17 protein-coding genes are annotated in these 21787 nt (G+C 66.8%); 8 read left to right on the forward strand and 9 right to left on the reverse strand.

Features of this window, described 5'->3' with window-relative positions; all coding sequences use genetic code 11:
* Positions 1-139: 139 nt before the first annotated feature.
* Together N5D20_RS07200 and N5D20_RS07205 are read right to left on the reverse strand one after the other, a co-directional pair.
* Positions 140-1282, reverse strand: a complete 1143-nt coding sequence (locus tag N5D20_RS07200) for a PilT/PilU family type 4a pilus ATPase (protein WP_006422552.1) — start codon at positions 1280-1282, stop codon at positions 140-142.
* Between the two features lie 99 nt (positions 1283-1381).
* Positions 1382-2419, reverse strand: a complete 1038-nt coding sequence (locus N5D20_RS07205; RefSeq protein ID WP_006422551.1) for a type IV pilus twitching motility protein PilT — start codon at positions 2417-2419, stop codon at positions 1382-1384.
* Positions 2420-2506: 87 nt separating this feature from the next.
* Here N5D20_RS07205 and N5D20_RS07210 point away from each other — a divergent pair, with 87 nt between their 5' ends.
* A complete protein-coding gene (locus tag N5D20_RS07210; RefSeq protein WP_071306279.1) occupies positions 2507-3184 on the forward strand; it encodes a YggS family pyridoxal phosphate-dependent enzyme in 678 nt (225 codons plus the stop codon).
* Between the two features lie 18 nt (positions 3185-3202).
* On the forward strand, positions 3203-4024 hold the full coding sequence (proC, locus tag N5D20_RS07215; RefSeq protein ID WP_049481360.1) for a pyrroline-5-carboxylate reductase: 822 nt from the start codon (positions 3203-3205) through the stop codon (positions 4022-4024).
* Positions 4025-4083: 59 nt separating this feature from the next.
* Here the strand turns inward: proC and N5D20_RS07220 are convergent, their stop codons facing one another.
* Positions 4084-4959, reverse strand: coding sequence for a LysR family transcriptional regulator (locus N5D20_RS07220; RefSeq protein ID WP_049481362.1), 876 nt, complete (start codon positions 4957-4959; stop codon positions 4084-4086).
* A gap of 98 nt (positions 4960-5057) precedes the next feature.
* Here N5D20_RS07220 and N5D20_RS07225 point away from each other — a divergent pair, with 98 nt between their 5' ends.
* On the forward strand, positions 5058-5660 hold the full coding sequence (locus tag N5D20_RS07225) for a short chain dehydrogenase (RefSeq protein ID WP_049410246.1): 603 nt from the start codon (positions 5058-5060) through the stop codon (positions 5658-5660).
* Positions 5661-5733: 73 nt separating this feature from the next.
* Here the strand turns inward: N5D20_RS07225 and soxR are convergent, their stop codons facing one another.
* A complete protein-coding gene (gene soxR / locus N5D20_RS07230; RefSeq protein ID WP_019336938.1) occupies positions 5734-6168 on the reverse strand; it encodes a redox-sensitive transcriptional activator SoxR in 435 nt (144 codons plus the stop codon).
* Between the two features lie 29 nt (positions 6169-6197).
* On the opposite strand from soxR, the gene N5D20_RS07235 reads away from it, so the two are divergent.
* Positions 6198-7619, forward strand: coding sequence for an MFS transporter (locus N5D20_RS07235; RefSeq protein WP_279914714.1), 1422 nt, complete (start codon positions 6198-6200; stop codon positions 7617-7619).
* Between the two features lie 38 nt (positions 7620-7657).
* On the opposite strand, the gene N5D20_RS07240 is transcribed toward N5D20_RS07235, so the two are convergent.
* Positions 7658-9679, reverse strand: a complete 2022-nt coding sequence (locus N5D20_RS07240; RefSeq protein ID WP_279914715.1) for an alpha/beta hydrolase — start codon at positions 9677-9679, stop codon at positions 7658-7660.
* Entirely contained in the window at positions 9679-10653 is a 975-nt protein-coding gene (locus tag N5D20_RS07245) for a DUF4105 domain-containing protein (RefSeq protein WP_279914716.1), read from the reverse strand. The genes N5D20_RS07240 and N5D20_RS07245 overlap by 1 nt, the downstream gene beginning before the upstream one ends.
* Before the next feature lie 172 nt (positions 10654-10825).
* Between N5D20_RS07245 and N5D20_RS07250 the strand changes: the two genes are divergently transcribed.
* Complete coding sequence (locus tag N5D20_RS07250; protein ID WP_054171145.1) at positions 10826-11230, forward strand: GFA family protein; 405 nt, start codon at positions 10826-10828, stop codon at positions 11228-11230.
* Between the two features lie 274 nt (positions 11231-11504).
* On the opposite strand, the gene N5D20_RS07255 is transcribed toward N5D20_RS07250, so the two are convergent.
* Both N5D20_RS07255 and N5D20_RS07260 read right to left on the reverse strand, forming a co-directional pair.
* A complete protein-coding gene (locus tag N5D20_RS07255; protein WP_197653879.1) occupies positions 11505-14606 on the reverse strand; it encodes an efflux RND transporter permease subunit in 3102 nt (1033 codons plus the stop codon).
* A gap of 4 nt (positions 14607-14610) precedes the next feature.
* Positions 14611-15798, reverse strand: coding sequence for an efflux RND transporter periplasmic adaptor subunit (locus tag N5D20_RS07260; RefSeq protein WP_227199468.1), 1188 nt, complete (start codon positions 15796-15798; stop codon positions 14611-14613).
* 156 nt (positions 15799-15954) lie between these two features.
* Here N5D20_RS07260 and N5D20_RS07265 point away from each other — a divergent pair, with 156 nt between their 5' ends.
* From N5D20_RS07265 to N5D20_RS07275, 3 genes are all read left to right on the forward strand, one after another.
* Entirely contained in the window at positions 15955-16638 is a 684-nt protein-coding gene (locus N5D20_RS07265) for a response regulator transcription factor (RefSeq protein ID WP_010483717.1), read from the forward strand.
* The gene (locus N5D20_RS07270; RefSeq protein ID WP_279914732.1) at positions 16625-18001 is read left to right on the forward strand and encodes an ATP-binding protein; all 1377 of its coding nucleotides are present in this window, start codon (positions 16625-16627) and stop codon (positions 17999-18001) included. The genes N5D20_RS07265 and N5D20_RS07270 overlap by 14 nt, the downstream gene beginning before the upstream one ends.
* 98 nt (positions 18002-18099) lie before the next feature.
* Positions 18100-20193 carry a TonB-dependent siderophore receptor gene (locus tag N5D20_RS07275; RefSeq protein WP_279914717.1) on the forward strand — a complete coding sequence of 698 codons (2094 nt, stop codon included), beginning with the start codon at positions 18100-18102 and terminating at the stop codon, positions 20191-20193.
* On the opposite strand, the gene N5D20_RS07280 is transcribed toward N5D20_RS07275, so the two are convergent.
* A complete protein-coding gene (locus N5D20_RS07280; protein ID WP_049481375.1) occupies positions 20177-21694 on the reverse strand; it encodes an MFS transporter in 1518 nt (505 codons plus the stop codon). The two genes, N5D20_RS07275 and N5D20_RS07280, sit on opposite strands and share 17 nt — an antisense overlap.
* Between the last annotated feature and the right edge of the window lie 93 nt (positions 21695-21787).

Genomic DNA, 21787 nt, shown 5'->3' on the forward strand with positions numbered 1-21787 from the left:
CCAGAGGGGGAGCGCTGACGATACGCCTGCAGGGGCGCTGGATTGAACCGGCTGGACGGCAGTCGGTCATGACCGGAATTCATCAATCGCCCGCGCGCCCGGTAGAGTCGACTGTCAGTCGACTCTACACATCGCCAGGTCACCGGATCTCGGAGATCTCCACGCCATCCAGCCCCTGCGACAGGGTGCGCGCGTCGCCGCCCTGGCTGAGCTTGATGCGCAGGCGTACCTCGTTCTGCGAATCGGCGTAGCGCAGTGCGTCCTCGTAGCTGATCTCACCGGCCTGGTACAGCTCGAACAGGCTCTGGTCGAAGGTCTTCATGCCCAGCTGGACCGAGTCCTTCATCACTTCCTTCAGCTTGTGGATCTCGCCATCGCGGATGTAGTCCTGCACCAGCGGCGTGCCCAGCAGGATCTCCATCGCCACCTTGCGCGAGCGGCCATCGGGCGAAGGAATCAGCTGCTGAGCGACCACGCCTTTGAGATTCAGCGACAGGTCCATCAGCAGCTGGTTGCGGCGGTCTTCCGGGAAGAAGTTGACGATGCGGTCCATCGCCTGGTTGGCGTTGTTGGCATGCAGGGTGCACAGCACCAGGTGGCCGGTTTCGGCGAACGCGATGGCATGGTCCATGCCTTCGCGGGTACGCACTTCGCCAATCATGATCACGTCCGGCGCCTGGCGCAGGGTGTTCTTCAGCGCCGCTTCCCAGCTGTCGGTATCGATGCCGACTTCACGCTGGGTGATGATGCAGCCCTCGTGCTTGTGCACGAATTCGATCGGGTCTTCGATGGTGATGATGTGGCCGGTCGAGTTCTGGTTGCGGTAACCGATCATCGCCGCCAGCGACGTTGACTTACCGGTGCCGGTGGCACCGACGAACAGGATGATGCCGCGCTTGGTCATCGCCAGCGTCTTGATGATCGGCGGCAGACTCAACTCTTCCACGGTCGGAATGCGCGTCTCGATGCGACGCAGCACCATGCCCACCTGGTTGCGCTGGTAGAAGCAGCTCACGCGGAAACGACCGACACCGGACAGGCCGATGGCGAAGTTGCATTCGTGGGTCTTCTCGAATTCCTCGCGCTGCGCCGGGGTCATCACGTTGAGGACCAGGTCGCGGCTCTGCTGCGGCGTGAGCGGGGTCTGCGTGATCGGCGAGATCTTGCCGTTGACCTTCATCGCCGGCGGCATGCCCGCAGTGATGAACAGGTCCGAGGCGCGCTGGTGCGCCATCAGCTTGAGGAACGAAGTGAAATCGATGGTGGTCGCGGTGGTGTTCACAGCAGGCTCCCGGAAAAGCGGTTTACCAGGTAACGGTCGGTGGAGGAAACAACACGGAGCGGCCGCGCCATTGCACGCGTCGCCCGTGGCTGCCCCGCCTTACTCGAACAGGCGCTTGTCCTTGGCGTAGTCGCGGGCCTGGTTGCGGGTGATCAGGCTGCGCTTGACCAGGTCCTGCAGGTGCTGGTCCAGGGTCATCATGCCGTACTGCTGGCCGGTCTGGATGGCCGAATACATCTGCGCCACCTTGTCCTCGCGGATCAGGTTGCGGATGGCCGGGGTGCCGACCATGATTTCCCACGCAGCGGTACGACCGCCGCCGACCTTCTTCAGCAGCGCCTGCGAGATCACCGCACGCAGCGACTCGGACAGCATCGAGCGCACCATCGGCTTTTCGCCGGCCGGGAACACGTCGATGATGCGGTCGATGGTCTTGGCCGCCGAGCTGGTATGCAGGGTGCCGAACACCAGGTGGCCGGTTTCCGCGGCGGTCAGTGCCAGGCGGATGGTTTCCAGGTCACGAAGTTCGCCGACCAGGATGATGTCCGGGTCCTCACGCAGTGCCGAGCGCAGCGCTTCATTGAAACCATGCGTATCACGGTGCACTTCGCGCTGGTTGATCAGGCACTTCTGCGAGGTGTGCACGAATTCGATCGGATCCTCGACGGTGAGGATGTGGCCGTATTCGTTCTTGTTGATGTAGTCGATCATCGCCGCCAGCGTGGTCGACTTGCCCGAGCCGGTCGGACCGGTCACCAGAATCAGGCCCTGCGGCTGCTGGATCACTTCGCGGAACAACGGCGGGCAGGCCAGGTCCTCGAGGGTGAGCACCTCGGACGGAATGGTACGGAACACCGCACCGGCGCCGCGGTTCTGGTTGAACGCGTTCACACGGAAGCGCGCCAGCGACGGAATCTCGAAGGAGAAGTCCACTTCGAGGAATTCCTCGTAATCGCGGCGCTGCTTGTCGGACATGATGTCGTACACCAGCGCATGGACCTGCTTGTGGTCCAGGGCTGGGATGTTGATCCGGCGAACGTCGCCGTCCACGCGGATCATCGGCGGCAGCCCTGCGGACAGGTGCAGGTCGGACGCTTTGTTCTTTACGGAAAACGCCAACAGTTCGGCGATATCCATGAGCGGCTACTCCCCAATAACGGCTTCGACTGGAAGGATCTTTCCCCGGGCGGCAGTATAGCCTCCTGATTCAACGGAACGCGTTACGTGGCCACTCCCCTGCCCCAGATCCTGAGCAACCTGCATGCCGCCGCCGAGGCCGCGGGCAGGCCCGATCCACGCCTGCTGGCTGTTTCCAAGACCCAACCGGCCGAGGCCGTGGCTGCGCTGGCTGCACAGGGCCAGCATGCCTTCGGCGAAAACTATGTGCAGGAAGCACTGGCCAAGATGCAGGCGCTGCAGCACCTGGCGCTGGAGTGGCACCTGATCGGCCACCTGCAGTCGAACAAGGCCGATGCCGTGGCCACCCACTTCGACTGGGTGCAGAGCGTGGACCGGCCCAAGCTGGTAACGGCGCTTGCGCGCCATCGCCCGGCCGCGCGCGGCCCGCTGAACGTGCTGATCCAGGTCAACATCGACGACGAATCCAGCAAGCATGGCTGTGCACCGGAGGAAGTGGACGTACTCGCCGCCGCAGTTGCCGCCGAACCCACCCTGCGCCTGCGCGGACTGATGGCGATTCCCGCGCCATGGCCCGAGGCCGAGCACCGTCGGGATGCATTCGTGCGCATGCGCACACTTTTCCAGTCGCTGGCTGCCCAGCACACGCAGATCGACACGCTGTCGATGGGCATGAGCAGCGACTACGCCGAAGCCATCGCCGAGGGTGCCACCCTGGTGCGGATCGGTACCGCACTGTTCGGCGCGCGCCCGCGCCCAGCCTGACTTTCCAAGGAGCTTTCCATGGCAGCTGATTCCATCACTTTCATCGGCGGCGGCAACATGGCGCGCAGCCTGATCGCCGGCCTGATCCGCCAGGGCACACCCGCCGCGCACATCCACGTCGCCGAACCGGTGGCCGAACTGCGCCAGGCGCTGGCCGCCGACTTCGGTGTGCAGGTGCATGACAACGCGATTGATGCCGCTGCGCAGGGCAGCACCTGGCTGCTGGCGGTGAAGCCGCAGGTGCTGCGTGAGGTCTGCCAGTCGCTGCGGGCACTGGCACAGGCGAACCGACCGATGGTGGTGTCGATTGCCGCCGGCATCACCAGCGCGCAGCTGCAGCGTTGGCTGGGAGGCGACCTGGCAGTGGTGCGCGCGATGCCGAACACCCCTGCCCTGCTCGGCGCAGGTGTGACCGGCCTGTTCGCCACACCGTCGGTGGACACGCAGCAGCACGCACAGGCCGAGAAGGTGCTGGCCAGCGCAGGCCGCACCGTGTGGATCGACAGCGAGGCGCTGATGGATTCAGTGACTGCCGTATCCGGCAGTGGCCCGGCCTATGTGTTCCTGCTGGCCGAAGCGATGGAAGCGGCGGGTATTGCCCAGGGCCTGCCAGCCGACGCCGCGCGCACGCTGGTGGTGCAGACCCTGCTGGGTGCCTCGCGCATGCTTGATGAAGCCGGTGAGAGCCCGGCCGAGCTTCGCCGCCGCGTGACCTCGCCGAACGGCACCACCCAGGCCGCGATCGAGAGCTTCCAGGCCGGTGGCTTCGAGGCCCTGGTGGACACCGCACTGCGTGCCGCACAGGTGCGTGGGCAGGAACTGTCTGCGGCGAATGATTGATCCCGATGCGTGCCGACCACCGGTCGGCACCCACCGTCATCCACGCCTGGCGTGGATGCTCATTGCCCCAATGTGGTCATGACGAAATCGACGAAGCACTGCAACCGCGGACGCGGCCTGCGGTCGGGCAGGTAGATCAGGTGCATCGGCCGTGGTTCGGGCAGGTAGTCGCGCAGCAGCGGCTTCAACCGCCCTGCCGCGATCTCACCGGCCAGCAATGCGGTCGGCTGCAACACCAGCCCCGCGCCGGCGACCGCCGCTTCGCGCAGCGCGAACCCGTCATTGCAGGTCAGGCGCGCCTCCCAGTCCACGTATTCGCCGTTGGCCAGCTGCCAACCATGGCCGCCGCGCCAGGCCAGGTGGCTCAGGCAATCATGCCCCTGCAGATCCGCGGGCGTACGCGGCGTGCCGCGCCGGCGCAGGTAGGACGGTGCCGCACACAGGCTCATCGCATACGGTGGCAGCGGCCGCGCCACCACTTCCTGCGACGGCAGTGGCCCGACCCGGATCGCTACGTCGAAGCCGTCCTCGATCAGATCCACACGGCGGTTGCTCAGATCCAGTTCGATGTTCAACTGCGGCTGCGCGCGCAGCAGGCCGGCCAGTTGTGGCGCCAGCACGCAGCTGCCCCAGGTGGTGGGTGCGCTGACCCGCAGCAGCCCGCGTGGCTGTATCTGCAGTCCGGCCACGTCGGCCTCGGCCTGCTGCACCTGCTCCAGCACCTGCCGGCACCCAGCGAGGTAGGCGCTGCCGGCTTCGGTCAGGCGCTGGCGGCGGGTGTTCCGTTGCAGCAACGCGGTGCCCAGGTGCGCCTCCAGCTGCTGGATGTACTTGCCGACCATCACCGCCGACACCTGCAGCTGTTCGGCAGCCCCTGCGAAGCTCCCGCGCTCGGCCACGGCAACAAAGGCCTGCATGCAGCGAAGGGTATCCATTGCTAATCCAGAGTTAGGAATCTGCGAAGCATACGCCGCTTACCTAACCGCACCGTGACGGCGCAGACTGCGCTCACTCCCCCACGCAAGGAACGGCCATGAAGATCCTCCTCGTCGGTGCCAGCGGCACCCTCGGCCAGGCAGTCGCCCGCCAGCTCGGCCAACAGCATCAGATTCTCGCCGCCGGCCGCAGCAGCGGCGAACTCCGAGTGGACCTGACCGATGACGCCAGCGTCGCCGAACTGTTCGCGCGTACCGGCCCGGTCGATGCGGTGATCTCCACCACCGGCTCGGTGCACTTCGGCCCGTTGCAGCAGATGACGCCAGGACAGTTCAACATCGGGCTGCAGGACAAGCTGCTGGGGCAGGTGCGGCTGGCACTGGCCGCCCAGCACCACCTCAACGCCGGCGGCTCGATCACCCTGACCAGTGGCATCATCAGCGCCCAACCGATCCGCGACGGCGTCAACGCCACCGCGGTGAATGCCGCACTGGAAGGCTTCGTGCGAGCCGCCGCACTCGAGCTGCTGCCGCGCGGCCTGCGCATCAACGTGGTCAGCCCGAACGTGCTGATCGAATCGATGGCGGCGTACGGCCCCTACTTCCCGGGCTTCGAAGCGGTAAGCGCGCAGCGCGCGGCGCTGGCCTTCCAGCGTGCAGTGGAAGGCATCCAGAGCGGCGAGACGATCACGGTCTGGTAAGAAAGAAGGGGACGGAGGGGATTAAGTCGTCAATGCACAAACGACATAATCCCCTCCGTCCCGTTTTCGTGGGTCACTCCCAGCGCATCGGGCCGTCGCCGCGTTCGCCGAGGACGTCGCCGGGGTTGGCCAGGCGGCAACGCTGCAGTGACAGGCAGCCACAGCCGATGCAGCCGGTCAGTTCATCGCGCAGCAATTCCAGCATGTGGATGCGCTCCTCCAACTCGGTGCGCCAGCGCGCGGACAGCTTGGCCCAGTCGGCTTTGGTGGGTGCGCGCCCCTCGGGCAGGCTTTCGAAGGCACGGCCGACGGCTTCCAGTGGCATGCCCACCCGTTGCGCGACACGGATCACGGCCAACCGTCGCAGCACGTCGCGGCTGTAGCGGCGCTGGTTGCCCGAGGTGCGCAGGCTGCTGATCAGCCCCTTGCGCTCGTAGAAGTGCAGCGCGGAAACCGCCACGCCACTGCGCTGGGAGACTTCGCCAACGCTGAGTTCCTGGGAAACCATTACTTGACCTAAACTGCGGTTGAGGTGGCATGCTGCTATCTTCGCCGCCAGTTGACAAGCGCGGCCCGCATCCAACTTGTATGTCCCCCACTGTTTCGCCCGCCGACGCGGTTGTGCAGGCTGATACGTCGATCCTGTCCCCCCGCTATCGCGCCACCACCCTTGGCATGGTGGCGCTGGTCGCGCTGCACGCCTTCGAGGCCTTGGCGGTGGCGGCCGCCATGCCGACCGTGGCCGTGGCACTGGACGGCCTGCGCCTGTACGCACTGGCCTTCGGCGGTACCCTGGCCACCAGCGTGATCGGCATGACCCTGGCCGGGCGCTGGGCCGACTGCCACGGGCCGGCACGGCCGCTCTGGTACGGGTTGGCCTGCTTCGTCCTAGGCCTGCTGCTGGCCGGCTTTGCCATGCGCATGGGCATGCTGGTGGCAGGACGCCTTCTGCAGGGCCTCGGCGCGGGCGCGATCTCGGTTTCGCTGTATGTGATGGTCGGCCGCAGCTACCCCGAGCACCTGCGGCCGAAGGTATTCGCCGCCTTCTCGGCCGGTTGGGTGGTGCCATCGATGGTCGGCCCGGCGTTGAGCGGCCTGATCGTGCAGCATCTCGGCTGGCGCTGGGTGTTCCTGGCCGTGCCACTGCTGGCCATTCCGGCCGCGCTGCTGCTGCGCCCGGCACTCACGCGCATGCAGCCCACCGATGGCGGCCTCGCCAACGATGGGCGAGGCAACGTTGTGCGCTGGGCCAGTGGTGCCTCGCTGGCGGCGCTGCTGCTCTACTTCGGCGGCCAGCAGCAGGGCCTGCCTGCGCTGCTCTGCATCGGCGTGGCGATGCTGGGGCTGCTGTTCTGCGTGCATCGACTGCTTCCGCCCGGAACCCTGATCCTGCGCCGTGGCCTGCCCAGCGTGATCGCGCTGCGCGGCGTCGCGGCGGCCGCCTTCTTCGCCTGCGAGGCCTACCTGCCGCTGCTGCTGCAGCGCGAACGCGGGCTCTCGCCCAGCTGGGCCGGTGCCGTGCTCAGTCTTGGCGCACTGGGCTGGTTCGCCGGTTCATGGCTGCAGGGTCACCAGCAGCGTGGCTGGTCGCGCCAGCAGCTGTTGCGGGTGGGCACGACGACGATGACGGTCGGCATCGCCGCAACGCTGGCGGTGCTGTTCAACGTGATGCCACTGCCGGTGTCGCTGCTCGGCTGGGCCGTGACCGGCTTCGGCATGGGCATGATCTACGCAAGCCTGTCGGTGCTGACGCTGTCGTTGTCGGCGCCGCAGGAGCAGGGTGCCAACACCTCGGCACTGCAGCTGAGCGAGGCCCTGTCGGTGACCACCGCGCTGGCGGTTTCCGGCGCGCTGTTCGCGCTGTTCGTGCAAAGCGCACCCCACACCGGTTACGTGCTGTGCCTGGCGATCACCTTCGGCCTGGCGCTGCTGGCCACGGTGATTGCGCGGCGGGTGTAACGCCGCCGCATTGCGGCATTGCCGGCCAGCGGCCGGCACTAGCGGGTGCCGGTCCCCATGTCATCGATATCCCGGTGCAGGATGCGGCGCACCTCCAGCACCGCCTGCGGGGTCTCCTGCACGCTGTGGCCGGAAATGATCACCTTCTCCGACAGCGCGCCCGGCAGGTGCGCACTCCAGTACGGCACCAGCCCATCATCGGACTTTTCCACCGGCAGCTCCGGCTTGCGCTGGGCGATGATCGAGTGGTACTTCAGGCCCGCTTCGATCGGCAGCTGTGCGGCGGCCTTCACGAACGGATCGCTGGCCTTGAGGTTGTCGATGCTGTTCGGAATCTTCGGCTTGGCGGTGCCATCGACCTGCTGCTCGGCCTGCGCCAGTGCCATGAACACGTCCTCGAACTTGCCGAGAATGGTCAGCGGCAGGCGCACCAGGCGACCGATCAGGCGGCCGACCTTGTTGCCGGCGATGTCGGTACCCTGGTGCGGCGCGGCGATGAAGATCGCACGTTCCACGTTCGGCTGTGCCTTGAAATGCAGCAACGGCCCCAGCTTGTTCTGCACCCGCTTCAGCCGTTCACCCTTCAGGTCGTAGTTGGCCAGCAGGTCATTCCACAGCACGTCGCCCGAGTCGCTCACCAGCAGCCGGGCCAGTACACCGCCCATGCTGTGGCCGATGTAGACCATGTCCTTCGATGCACGCGTGCTGCCGTTGGGGTCGAAATGCTTCAGCGTATCGTTGAACGCATTGGCGATCTCGTAGCGGTTCAGTGCGATCGGCGCATTGGTCGGGTAATAGACCTGCCAGACCTGGAACTGCTGGCGCAGCTCGGGATCGCCCATGATCTCATTGGCCAGGTTCACCCAGGCTTCCGGGCTGCTGGCCAGGCCATGCAGCATGAAGATGATGCGCCGGTTCGGGTCCCAAGGCTGCATCAGGTAGATGTGCGGCTCGCCGATGCCCTCGCTCATGCCGAACAGGGTGCGCAGCGACTGCCGGGCGAAGCCACTTTGCGCCAGCCACAGGCCATAGGCCGCGGTGAAGTTGCCGGCCAGCGGTACCTGCTCACCGTGCAGGGTGATGCGCTCGGTGGCTTCCGGCGAATAGGCATCCAGCTCGACCCGGCGCGTGCGCATCACGTCTTCCAGGCTGCTGCCCTCGAAACGCAGCAGTGCGGTGACGTTGATCGAGGACATCTCACTGAACTCGGGCACCGAATCGTCATGGCGATGACGACGGCCGCGACGCTCGTCGTCCCCATCGTCCGATGCCGTTTCTGCCTTCGGACCATCGGCTGCGATCACCGGCGCGACCAGCTTCGGCGGATCCATCACCATCACCAGCTCGGCGCCGAAACCATCGCGGCGATAGGTGCTGCGCAGGCCGACGAAACTGACGGTACCGGCCGGCACCAGCTGCGCCGGGATGCTCTTCAGGTTCAACTGCTGGTAGTTGGAGGCCAGCGACCAGCTGCCGACCGAGACCGGCTTCGTGTAGTCCTCGCCGGCCAATGCCGCCGCACGCGCACGCACGAACAGCACCACCGCTGCTTTCTCGGCCGCGTAGTTGTAGTAGTCGCGCACCTGCGTCTGGCGATCCTCGAAGGCACGGTCGGACGGAGAGCGACCACTGTAGAACAGGTAGGCATAGGCATAGCGCGCGGCTTCCAGCCAGGCATCCAATGCCGCATCACTCATCGGCGGGTCGCCGGCGGCAGTCTTCTTCGGCGTCATCGCCAGCGCGGCCTTCACCCACAATTCGGACAGCGCCGACAGCCGCTGCTCGACATTGAGGTCATCGGTCATCAGCAGCGTGCTGCGGCAGACCAGGAAGTCCCTCTCGCACTGCGACTCATCCAGGCCTGCTGCGCTGAGCGTTTCGCGCGCGGCCGGGCTGAGCTTGCCGGTGTTGAGCACATCCGCGCGCTTGTTGACCAGCGAATCGCTGGACTTGACCTGCTTGACGGTCACCATCGCACAGCCGCTGCTGCCCAGCAGCAGGAAGGCGGCAAGCAGCGCCGGCAACATGCGCTGCCAGCGGGTCAGAAAGAGTTGGGTCATTACTGCGGGTCCTGCTCGGTGCCGGGCACGCCCTGGCGGATCACGGTGGAGAAGTGCGGGCCATCACCCAGGTCCAGCGCGCGCTGGGTGATGCGGCCCTTGGCATGCAGCTCGGTGTACGGCACGCCTGGAGTGAGCGCGCCGACCTCCTGCGCGTACTCGGCCAGGTAACCGGACAGCAGCAGGCGGTAATCCAGCGGCAGGCGCGGTGCGATGTGGCGGGCCAGGTCGAAGACGATCGTGGTGCAGTTGCTGGTCAGCGTGTTGTAGAAGCCCGGTTTCGCATCCAGTTCCCGGGCCTGTGCGATGTACGCGGCGAACAGTTCCTTCAGCTGCGTGCGGTTCATACCATGCAGGCGGTACAGGTAGACATCCTCGCCACGCGCGTTGGTGCGTGTGCGGATGATGTCGGTCTCCTCCGACGCCACCAGGGTCATCTCGAACTTGCGGAAGAAGCCGCCCAGCGCCGAGAACGACTCACCGCGCTCCTTGCGGATCTCCAGCGAGAACACCACGTGGCGACCGTCCTCGAAGCCGAACGAGATCAAGGTGTGGGCGATGGCCGGGCCCATCCAGTACGACAGCACCAGGTCGGCCGAGCGCAGCTGGTCCAGGTCGTACTCGCGGCGCACCCAGTGTGCGTCGTAGTCGGTTTCGGTGCGCCAACTGAAGTCACGCACATTGTCCAGCACGACGTGGCGGCCATCGAAGGACACCACGTGCAGGCGCTGCGCCACGTCATCGGCCCACAACCGGTCCTGGCGCGGGGTCAGCAGCAGCCACCACAGGCCGGCCAGTGCCAGCGATGCCCCGAACGCCAGACCCAGGCGGCGCGAGGCACGGCCCCGCGCGACCCGCCACGACGCCCACAGCGCCACCAGCAGCCACAGCCCGGCGACGCCGGCGGCCAGCCAGCCCGGCCCAGGCAGCTGATAGGCCAGCAGCCCGGTCACCCACAGCGCCAGCAGCGCCATGGCACTTCCTGTCATCCATCGTCCTGCGGCTTTCACTGGCATCCTGTCGCGGTCTTGAAGCCGCATAGTTAGCCACAAGCGGGTTCACCGTGGCATCTACGGCCCGTTCAGGCAGGCCGGCGCAGGGTCGGCAGCGGTCCTCGCGGCCGCCTTCCACCACACAGGAGAAACGATGGGTATCACGTCCGTGGCCGGCGTTCCGGTCCAACCCCGGCATCGCGCCACCTGCCACTGCGGTACGGTCGAACTGTTGCTGGACCTGCCTGATGGCATCGTCGATCCGCGCCGCTGCGACTGCTCGATGTGCCGCCGCCGTGGCGCCATCGCCGCCAGCGTCACACGCGCGGGCCTGCTGGTGGTGCGCGGGCAGAACCACCTGCAGCTGTACCAGTTCAACACGCATGTGGCCGAGCACTATTTCTGCGGCGTGTGCGGCATCTACACCCACCACCGGCGTCGTTCCAACCCGGACCAGTACGGCTACAACGTGGCCTGCCTGGAGGGCATCGACCCGTTCGCACTGGGCATCATTCCGGTCAACGACGGGGTCAACCACCCGGCCGACCGCGGCGACTAGCCTAGTGGCGCGTCCGCCTTGGCGGCGCGGCGACCTTCTGCCACGGCGCCATGCCACTGCGGCCCGCCCGCACGGGGCGTTTCAGCCAGGGCCGACGGGGCGTCGCCTGTGGTTCGGCAGCAACCGGGGGAGGGACAGGTCTGCGGCCGGGCCAGAGATGATCGAGCAGCCACATGGCGGGTCTCCGTGGGGGACGGGGACGACCTACGCTAGCGACAGCTGGGCAAAGGAAGGGTGATGGCGCTGCGGCAGCCAGATGACAGCCGCGCCCCCCTCAGTCCTGCGGCCGTGACCGGCCGAGGCGGCGCACCAGCACGAAGAACAACGGCACCAGCACCACCGCCAGCACCGTGCCGGAGACCATGCCGCCAATCACGCTCATGCCGATCTCACGGCGACTGACCGCACCGGCACCGGTGGCCAACGCCAACGGAATCACACCGGCCACAAAGGCCAACGACGTCATCACGATCGGACGCAGGCGCAGGCGTGCGCCCTGCAGCGCCGCCTCCACCGCAGAACTGCCGGCGCGATAACGGGCCTCGGCAAACTCAACGATCAGGATCGCATTCTTGGCTGACAGGCCGATGGTGGTCAGCAGGCCGACCTGGAAGTAGATGTCGTTGACGAAGCCCGCCGCCGTGGTCGCCAGCACGGTACCGATCACGCCCAAGGGGATCACCAGCACCACCGCCACCGGTACCGTCCAGCTCTCATAGAGCGCCGCCAGGCACAGGAAAATGAAAGCGATGGAGGCGGTGTACAGCCACAGCGTCTGGTTGCTGGCCAGTTGCTCCTGGTAGGACAGGCCGCTCCACTGCAGGTCGAATCCGGGTTGATCGGCAACCAGCGCCTGCATGCGCTGCATCGCCTCGCCCGAGCTACGCCCTTCCGCGGCGCTGCCCTGGATCTGCATCGCCGGCAGGCCGTTGAAACGCTGCTGCAGCTGCGGCCCGCGCGCCCAGTGGCTGCTGGCGAAGCTGGCGAACGAGGCCATCTGGCCATTGCCACCGCGCACATACCACTGGCCGATGTCGTCGGGCACGCTGCGGTAGGGCTGGTCACCCTGCATGTAGACCCGCTTGACCCGGCCACGGTCGAGGAAGTCGTTGATGTAGCTGCCGCCCCAGGCCGCCGACAGGGTGGAATTGATATCGGCCTGGGACAGCCCCAGCGCGCTGGCCTGCGCATGGTCGATGTCCAGCCGCAGCTCGGCCTTGTCGCCGAGGCCGTTCAGGCGCACCGAGGTGAGCCCATCGTCTTCGCCGGCCGCACGCACCACCTGTTCCTGCGCTGCCTGCAGGGCCACGCGCCCGGCCGCACTGGTGTCCTGCAACCACAGTTCGAAGCCGCTGGACTGGCCCAGTCCACGCACTGCCGGCGGTGCCAGTACATTGACCCTGGCGTCCGGCAAGCTGCGGAAGTAGGCATTGGCACGCGTGATGATCGCCGCAGCGGTGTTGTCGCCCGTGCGCTCATCCCAGGGTTTCAGGGCGAGAAAACCCTGCCCCGCGTTCTGGCCGGTGCCGGCATTGTTGCGGCCGACCACCACGAACACCACGTCCAGGTTCTGCTTCTCGTGCTCCATGAAGTAGCGGCTGATCTGCTCGCCCAGCGCTTCGGTACGCGCCATCGGCGTGCCCTCCGGCGTGGAGAACTGGAAGGTCACCTGTCCCTGGTCTTCCACCGGCAGGAAGCCGGTGGGCATGCGCGCGTACAACGCAATCATGGCGACCACCAGCAGCAGGTAGAACGCCATCCAGCGCCGCGGCCGGGCGACCACGCCACCGAGCTTTCCCTGATAGGCCAACTGGCTGCGCTCGACTCCTCGGTTGAACGCCCTGAAGAAGCGGCCCTGCGGTTTCTGCGCCGAAGATGGCTTGAGCAGGGTCGCGCACAGCGCCGGGGTCAGCGTCAGCGCGACCAGCGCCGACAGCGCCATCGCAGATGCAATGGTGATCGAGAACTGGCGGTAGATGATGCCGGTGGAACCACCGAACAGGGCCATCGGCAGGAACACCGCGCCCAGCACCACGGTGATGCCGATCAGCGCGCCGGTGATCTCGCCCATCGATTTTTCGGTGGCCTCGCGTGGCGGCAGGTGCTCGTCGTGGATGATGCGCTCCACGTTCTCCACCACCACGATCGCGTCGTCGACCAGCAGGCCGATCGCCAGCACCATCGCAAACAAGGTGAGCGTGTTGATCGTGAATCCGGCGACCGCCAGCACGCCGAACGTGCCCAGCAGCACCACCGGCACCGTGATCGCGGGGATCAACGTGGCACGCAGGTTCTGCAGGAACAGGAACATCACCACGACCACCAGCACGATGGCCTCGATGAGGGTATGGATGACACCCTCGATCGAGACCCGCACGAACGGTGTGCTGTCGCGCGGATAGGCGACCTGCAGCCCGGGCGGGAACGTTGGTCGCAGGCGTTCGATCTCCTCACGGACCGCATCCGCGGTGGCCAGCGCGTTGGCCCCGGAGGCCAGCGTGACCGAGAAACCCGCCGCCGGATAGCCATTGAGATAGCTGCTGGTCTGGTAGTTCTCGGCACCGATCTCCACCCGTGCCACGTCGCCCAGGTGCACTGCAGCGCCACTGGGAAGCGTGCGCAGGATGATCGCGCGGAACTGTTCGGGCGTCTGCAGCCGCGACTGGGCAGTGACGGTGGCATTCAGGCTCTGCGTTGCGCTGGATGGCAATGCGCCCAGTTCGCCGGCCGTGACCTGGGTGTTCTGGGCCTGGATGGCCGTGCGCACGTCGGCCGGCATCAGGTCGTAGGCGCGCAGCTTGTGCGGGTCCAGCCACACGCGCATCGCATACGCCGAGCCGAACACATTGATCTCGCCGACACCCGGAATGCGGCTGATCGGATCCTGCACGTTGCTGACCAGGAAGTCGGAAACATCCACCCGTTCCATGCGCCGGCTGGTGTCATACAGCGAGACCACCATCAGCGAGTCGCCCTGCGACTTGGCGACCGTCACGCCCTGCTGCTGCACTTCCTGCGGCAGCCGGTTGATGGCCTGGTTGACGCTGTTCTGCACCTGGACCTGGGCAATGTCCGGGTTGGCGCTCTGGTCGAATGTGACCGTGATGCGCGCCTGCCCCGATGACGAACTGGTCGACGAGAAATACAACAGGTGATCGATGCCTTTGATCTGCTGTTCGATCACCTGGGTGACGCTGTCTTCCACCGTCTGCGCCGAGGCGCCGGTGTAGTTCGCGGTGATGTTGACCTGTGGCGGTGCGATGTCCGGGTACTGTTCGACCGGCAGCTGGCTGACGGCGATCGCGCCAAACGCCATGATGCAGATCGCCAGCACCCAGGCGAACACCGGGCGATGGATGAAGAAGCGCGGCAGCATCTGCTCAGTCCTTCCCGGCCGGTGCCGGCGTGACTGCCGCCGCGGGCTTCACCTGCACCGGCATGCCATCGGAGAGCCCCTGTGCGCCGGCCACGACCACCCGTTCACCTGCAGCAATGCCATCCAGCACCAGCCACTGGTCGCCCACCGCACGCGCGGTACGGAACAGGCGCAGCTTCGCCTTGCCCCCCTCATCCACCACCCACACCTGCGCCTCGCCCTTCGGGCTGCGGTCGACCGCAGCCTGTGGCACCAGCAGCGCCTGCTGGCGGGTGCCCTGCCCCACCTGCGCCCGCACATACATCCCCGGCAGCAGCTGCCCGGCGGGATTGGGAAAACGTGCACGCAGGGTGATGCTCCCGGTTTCCTGCTGCACGTCGATATCGGCAAATTCCAGGGTGCCGGGCAACGGATACGCGCTGCCATCGGAGAGGCGCAGCCGCACCGCAGCGGTGGTGGCCTGCACGCCACCGTCGGCGATGGCGCGGCGCAAAGCCAGGTACTCGTTGCTGGACTGGGTGATGTCCACGTTCATCGGGTCGACCTGCTGGATCCGCGCCAGCGGGTTGGCCTGGCCCGAGGTAACCAGCGCCCCGGGTGTGAACAGCGCACGGCCGATGCGCCCGGCAATCGGCGCGGTCACCGTGGCGAAACCAAGCCGCGTACGTGCGGTATCCAGGCTCGCCTGTGCCGCCTGCACCGCGGCTGCGGCCTGCTGCCCACTGGCGATGGCGTCATCCACGTCCTGGCGCGCGGCCAGCTGCTCGCCGCCCAGCGCCTGCATCCGTTGCGCGCGCAGGCGTGCGGTCACTGCCGCCGCTTCGGCGGTCTTCAGGTTGGCCTGAGCCTGATTCAACGCCGCCTGGTACAGGGCCGGTTCGATCTGGAACAAAGGCTGCCCGGCACGCACGGTTTCGCCCTCCTCGAACAGGCGTTTCACCAGCACGCCATCCACCTGCGGGCGCACATCCGACTCCTGCGATGCGATGGTCCGCCCCGGCAGCTCCTGTTCCATCGCCAGCGGCCTTTCCTGCAGGGTCAGCACCTCCACCTCGTGAAGCCTGCCGGCCGGCGTGGGCGCATCCTTGCCGCAGGCCGACAGCAGGCCGAGCAGAACGAGCGCAAGCAGCAGAGGCCGTCGGAGCCGCAGTGGCCGGGCATGGCATGGCAAGGGCATGTGCAGGAGGTTCATCGGGTGCCGGGGTTCCGCGCGTCGTGGGGAGACGCTCGGCGCCGAATATAGAAGACCTGTGCGCGGAATCCGGCGAATCGCGCATGAAACATTTTTCATTTGCAGTCACCGCGAGCGGTTGCGAGGATGGCAGCCATCCAACCTGCACAATGGCCCATGCCGCGCGTACTCACCATCGAGGACGACCTTGTCACTGCGGAGGAAATCGCAACCGAGCTGCGCAGCCATGGCTTCGAGGTCGACGTTGCCGTTGATGGCACTGCCGGCCTCGCATTGGCGCGTGCGGGCGACTACGCGGTGATCACCCTGGACCGCATGCTGCCCGGCATCGATGGCCTGGCGCTGGTCACTGCGCTGCGGCGCGAAGGAATCGTCACCCCCGTACTGATGATCAGCGCGCTGTCGGACGTGGACGAGCGCGTGCGTGGCCTGCGTGCAGGCGGCGACGATTACCTGACCAAGCCGTTCGCCTCCGATGAGATGGCGGCCCGCGTGGAGGTATTGATCCGTCGCCAGAGCCAGGCCGGCCCTGCCGACAGTGTCCTGCATGCCGGCGACCTCGAACTGGATCTGATGACCCGTTCGGCCCGGCGTGGCGGGCAGGAGATCAGCCTGCTGCCGACCGAGTTCAAGCTGCTCGAATTCCTGGTCCGCAATGCCGGCCAGGTGGTCACCCGCAGCATGCTGTTCCAGGAAGTCTGGGGCTATCACTTCGACCCCGGCACCAACCTGATCGATGTCCACATCGGCCGCGTGCGCAAGCGCATCGAGCAGCCGGGCCGCCCTCAACCCATCACCACCGTACGTGGAACCGGCTATGTCTTCGATGCGCAATCCTGACCAGTGGCGCTCGTCCAGCAGCCGCCTGCTCGGGTTGTACTGCATCCTGTTCGTGGCCTGGTCGAGCCTGCTGCTGGGGGTGATGTACTGGCGCATCTCGGACTATCTCAATGACCTGACCGAATCCGGGCTGCAGCAGCGTGCCCATCTGTTCATGGCATTCGACGGCCAGGCACTGGACGATGCGTTGCGCGACAGCCAGCGCTTCGACCTGCACCAGGTCTACACCTACGGATTGTTCAGCGGCGACGGCGCGCCATTGGCTGGACCGCTGACCGCCATCCCAGCGGGACTGCCGCTGGATGGCAACTCGCATCCGGTGGAAGGCTGGACATTGGTCGATGGAAAGCACGAGAGCGGCGGCAGCGCGCTTGGCGTAGCGACCCGGGATGGGCGGACGCTGGTGTTCGTGCGCCAGAACGGCAAGCTCATGGCGGTCAACAGCATCATCCTCGATGCACTGCTGTGGGGCGTGTCGCTGACCGTCATCCCTGGCCTGGTCGGCTGGCATCTGCTGCGCCGGCGCCCGTTGAAGCGGATCCAGCAGATCGAAGCGGCCACCAGCCGCATCGTCGCCGGCGACCTCGGCCAGCGCCTGCCGGTATCCAACCGTCGCGACGAGATCGATCGGCTGTCGAGCATCGTCAATGCCATGCTCGAACGCATCGAGCAGCTGATGACCGAGGTCAAAGGCGTGTGCGACAGCATCGCCCATGATCTGCGCACCCCGCTCACCCGCCTGCGGGCGCATCTGTACCGCATGCGCGTCGGTCTGGACGAACAGGATCCCCATGCCGACCCGCTGGACAAGGCACTGGCGGAAACGGACATGCTGATGGCGCGCTTCACCGCGCTGCTGCGGGTATCCGAACTGGAAAGCCACCAGCGGCGTTCGGCCTTCGACGAGGTCGACGTTGCCGAGCTGCTGCAGGAACTGCACCAGTTCTACCTGCCACTGGCCGAAGAGAAGCAGCAGTTGCTGGAGCTGCAGGTGGATCCACAGGCCGGCCTGCTGCGCGGCGACCGTGAGCTGTTGTTCGAAGCGGTGGCGAACCTGCTGTCCAACGCCCTGCAGTTCACCCCTGCGCACGGCCGCATCCTGCTACGTGCGGTCGATGATCACGGCGCGCCGAGGATCGATGTGATCGACAATGGACCCGGCATCCCGCCGCAGGATCGCACACTGATCTACCAGCGCTTCTTCCGCGGCAGCAGCAGTGCCGGCCAGGGACCTGGATTCGGCTTGGGCCTGTCGATCGTGGCCGCCATTGCCGGCCTGCACGGCTTCCGGCTGCGCGCAGGCAGTGCCCCGGGCGGTGGCGCCTGGCTGAGCATCCGCGGCGCCTCGGACGGCCTGCCCTGACGCCTGTCCCGAGTGATCCAATCGCATTTGGGAATCATTTGTATTTGCAGTCGAGCATCCGGATAATGCGCCGTCACCGCCTTCCCGGATTCCTGACGATGCCCGCCCTGTCGCCGCGCCGCCCGCTGCTGTACACGCTTGCCCTGCCCACCCTGCTGGCCTCGGCCATCGCCCAGGCCCAGGACGGCCCGGCGGCACGCACCCTGGACAAGGTGACCGTGGTGGCCGAGCGGGCCAGCACCGCGACCAAGACCGACACCGCCCTGACCGAGACGCCGCAGGCGATCAGCGTGGTCACCCAGCAGCTGTTCACCGATCGCGGCGCGCACAACCTGCAGGAAGTGCTGCGCTACAGCGCCGGCGTCACCGCCGATGCCTGGGGCCTGGATACCCGCAACGACGCGACCTCGGTGCGCGGGCTGGACCCCGTGCAGTACCAGGATGGCCTGCGCCGCAGCTACGGTTTCAGCCCCCTCGCCCGCCCGGAAATCTATGGCCTGGAGCGGGTGGAAGTGCTGCGCGGCCCATCCTCGGTACTGTACGGTGCCGGCGCCACCGGTGGCATCATCAATGCGATGAGCAAGCGCCCGACCTTCGGCGCCCTTACGGGCGAGGTCGGCGTGCAGTTCGGCAGCTTCGACCGCAGGCAGCTTCAGGGTGACATTGGCGGCGCCTTGAACGATGCCGGTACGCTTGCCGGCCGCTTCGTCGGGCTGATGCGTGAATCCAACATGCAGACCGATGTACTCAACGATGACCGCATCTACCTGGCGCCCTCGATCAGCTGGCGCGGCGAACGCAGCACGCTGACCCTGCTGGCCAGCTATCAGCACGACAGGACCGGCTCCAGCCAGCAGTTCCTGCCGCTGGCCGCGACCCTGCTGGCGCCGCCAGACCGTCGCCTGGACACCTCCAGCTTCATCGGCCACCCCGGCTTTGATCGCATCGATTCGCGCGTCTACAGCCTGACCGCGCTGTTCGACCACAGCTTCAATGACGTGCTCAGCCTGCGCTCGGCGGTGCGCTACATCGATGGCAGGACCACCCTGCAGCAGATGTACGTGGACAGCTACAGCAATCCGGCAGATCCCTTCATCGATGCCGACCGCCGCGTGGTCAACCGCACCGCCTACGGCACCCGCCCCGACGTGCAGATCTTCAGCGCCGACAATGCGCTGCAGTTCGACTTCGCCACCGGTGCCTTCCAGCACCTGCTGCTGGCCGGGGTGGACTACAGCCAGTACAGGGAGCAGCTGCAGCGGCTGGATGCCACCGGCACGCCGATCGACATCTACACCCCGGTATCGGTCGCACCGATCGTGCGTGGCTGGGATCGTCAGCCGGACCAGACCTCCACCCAGCTGGGTGTCTATGTGCAGGACCAGATCCGCTGGGCCGACCGCGTCTCGCTGGTGCTGGGCGCGCGCCGCGACCATGCGCGCTCGAAGACCGAAGGCCAACCCAGCCAGACCGACAACGCCACCACCTACCGCGCCGGCCTGATCGGCGACCTCGGCGCCGGAGTATCGCCCTACCTGAGCTACAGCGAATCGTTCCTGCCGGTGACTGGCCAGGACCTGTTCGGCCAGGCCTTCAAGCCGATGCGTGGCCGCCAGAGCGAGGCCGGCATCAAGTGCCAGCCGGCACGCAACCTGCTGCTGACGATGGCGGCGTACCGCATCACCGAAACCAACCGGCAGACCAACGACCCGGACAACGTGCTGAACGTGGTGCAGACCGGGCAGATCCGCTCCAAGGGTATCGAGCTGGAAGGGCAGTTCCAGTTCGCCAACGACCTCACCATCACCGCCGCGGTGGCCCGCAACGAGGCCGAAGTCAGCCGCAGCAACTTCGCGCTGGAAGTGGGCCAGCGCCTCAACGACACCCCGCAGGACCTGGCCTCGGCCTGGGTGTCCAAGGGCTTCCAGCTTGACGACGCCGCACGCCTGCGCCTGGGCCTGGGCGTGCGCCACGTCGGCAACACCGTATCGCTGGGCAATGGCGGGCGCATCATCACGCCCAGCTACACGCTGGCCGATGCATTGGTGGAAGTGCAGGTGACCGACTGGACGATGGCATTGAACATCACCAACCTCACCGACAAGCGCTACTACGCCCCGTGCCGCACGTTTGGCGACTGCTTCGCCGGCTACCCGCGCGTGGTCACCGGCACCATCAGCTATCGGTTCTGAGCACGGCCAATGTCGGCCGCCGCAGCAGCAGGTGAAACACCACCGCGCATGCGGCGGTCAGCAGTGCCAGCAGACGCAGCAGCACCGCCAGCGCCTCGGCACTGGCGTGCTGCAGCTGCTCGCCGCTCATCGACGGCAGCAGTGCCTGCGCCTGTGCCTGCGTACCCGTGGCCAGATAGGCACCAGCGCGCGCCAACGATGCAGGCGATGCTCCCTGTAGATGCTCGCTGGCAATCAGCGACAGCACTGCTGTCACCGCCGCCAGCGCAATACCTTCGCCGGCCACCCGCACGGTCCCGAAGATGCCTGCAGCCATGCCGGCCCGCTGCACCGGCACCATGCTCACCGACAACCCATCCATCAGCCCCCACGGCAACGCCGTCCCTGCGCCGATCAGTGCCAGCCATGGCATCCACTGCCGCGGCGACGGATTGGCCGCATACCGCGACAGCAGATACAGGCCGCACGCACACACCAGCAGGCCAAGAGTGCACAGCCGTGCGCTGCCGATCCGTCCCGCCCAGCGCGCGGCCAACAGTGGCAGCACCAGCATCGGCGCAGACAGGGCCAGCATCTGCAGGCCAACCCACGTGGTGCTCTGCCCATGCACACCCAGGAGTTGAAGCGGCAACACCACCAGCAGCACCACGTAGCCGAGGCAGGTCGCCACCGGTAGCAGCTGGACGCCCAGGAACGCCGGTTGCGAGAACAGCGAGAGGTCCAGCAATGGGAATGGATGCATCCGTTCGATGCAGACGAACGCTGCGCCGAGCAACAGCGTGGCGAGCAATGCCAGTTGCACGCGCATGGCGTGCACGCCGAATTCGCCCAGCCACAGCAGGGCCAGCGTCAGCGCCGCCAGCATCATGCTGAAACCCAGCATGCCGCCGACATCCAGCCGGCCGCGCTCTCCATGGCTCTCAGGCAACACGCGCGCGCCCAGTGCGAAGGCCGCCAACGCCGGTACACCACCGGCTGCGAACACACTGCGCCATCCCAGTGCCTGCAGCAGCAGGCCCGCCAGCAACGGCCCAAGCGCCAGCCCCGCACCGAACGTCGTGCCCAGCAGGGCGAAGACGCGGCCACGCGCCGGCCCCTGCCAGCCCTGCGCCAGCGCCGCAGTGCCCGAGGCCAGCGCGGCGGCGGCGGCAACGCCCTGCAGGCCGCGCGCCAGATCCAGCCACAGCAGCGTCGGGGCCACGCATGCAGCGGTCGTAGCAGCGGTGAATCCGACCGTGCCCGTCAGGAACATCCGCCGACGGCCGTAGCGGTCGGCCAGGCCACCGGCAGCAAGCAGCAGGCTGCCGAAGGTCAGCATGAAGGCATTGGTCACCCAGGCCAACGCGGTGGGCGAGGCCCCCGCAGAACGAGCCAGCACCGGCACCGCGACGGCACCGGCCGAAAAGGACAACGGCAGCGCCAGCGCGGCCAGGCAGACCGCAAGCAGCGTCCAGTGCTGCTGCGTGCGGACGGGTATAGGGCGTATCGAAACCGGGGCCATGTGGGCCTCCATCCATCAGGGGCGTTGATGATGGGCAGGCCGGTATTGCTGAAAAACAGGCTGGATGGACGTTGATTACGGTCAGATGTTCCG

It is taken from the genome of Stenotrophomonas sp. GD03877 (genome assembly GCF_029840555.1).
Classification (GTDB): Bacteria; Pseudomonadota; Gammaproteobacteria; order Xanthomonadales; family Xanthomonadaceae; genus Stenotrophomonas; species Stenotrophomonas geniculata.

What these genes read in the sequence shown, in the direction of transcription:
- N5D20_RS07235 (WP_279914714.1), top strand. Translation starts at nt 6,198, where the DNA reads ATGCTGCTATCTTCGCCGCCAGTTGACAAGCGCGGCCCGCATCCAACT.
- N5D20_RS07205 (WP_006422551.1), bottom strand. Translation starts at nt 2,419, where the DNA reads ATGGATATCGCCGAACTGTTGGCGTTTTCCGTAAAGAACAAAGCGTCC.
- soxR (WP_019336938.1), bottom strand. Translation starts at nt 6,168, where the DNA reads ATGGTTTCCCAGGAACTCAGCGTTGGCGAAGTCTCCCAGCGCAGTGGC.
- proC (WP_049481360.1), top strand. Translation starts at nt 3,203, where the DNA reads ATGGCAGCTGATTCCATCACTTTCATCGGCGGCGGCAACATGGCGCGC.
- N5D20_RS07240 (WP_279914715.1), bottom strand. Translation starts at nt 9,679, where the DNA reads ATGACCCAACTCTTTCTGACCCGCTGGCAGCGCATGTTGCCGGCGCTG.
- N5D20_RS07250 (WP_054171145.1), top strand. Translation starts at nt 10,826, where the DNA reads ATGGGTATCACGTCCGTGGCCGGCGTTCCGGTCCAACCCCGGCATCGC.
- N5D20_RS07220 (WP_049481362.1), bottom strand. Translation starts at nt 4,959, where the DNA reads ATGGATACCCTTCGCTGCATGCAGGCCTTTGTTGCCGTGGCCGAGCGC.
- N5D20_RS07225 (WP_049410246.1), top strand. Translation starts at nt 5,058, where the DNA reads ATGAAGATCCTCCTCGTCGGTGCCAGCGGCACCCTCGGCCAGGCAGTC.
- N5D20_RS07245 (WP_279914716.1), bottom strand. Translation starts at nt 10,653, where the DNA reads ATGGCGCTGCTGGCGCTGTGGGTGACCGGGCTGCTGGCCTATCAGCTG.
- N5D20_RS07280 (WP_049481375.1), bottom strand. Translation starts at nt 21,694, where the DNA reads ATGGCCCCGGTTTCGATACGCCCTATACCCGTCCGCACGCAGCAGCAC.
- N5D20_RS07275 (WP_279914717.1), top strand. Translation starts at nt 18,100, where the DNA reads ATGCCCGCCCTGTCGCCGCGCCGCCCGCTGCTGTACACGCTTGCCCTG.
- N5D20_RS07255 (WP_197653879.1), bottom strand. Translation starts at nt 14,606, where the DNA reads ATGCTGCCGCGCTTCTTCATCCATCGCCCGGTGTTCGCCTGGGTGCTG.
- N5D20_RS07270 (WP_279914732.1), top strand. Translation starts at nt 16,625, where the DNA reads ATGCGCAATCCTGACCAGTGGCGCTCGTCCAGCAGCCGCCTGCTCGGG.
- N5D20_RS07265 (WP_010483717.1), top strand. Translation starts at nt 15,955, where the DNA reads ATGCCGCGCGTACTCACCATCGAGGACGACCTTGTCACTGCGGAGGAA.
- N5D20_RS07260 (WP_227199468.1), bottom strand. Translation starts at nt 15,798, where the DNA reads ATGAACCTCCTGCACATGCCCTTGCCATGCCATGCCCGGCCACTGCGG.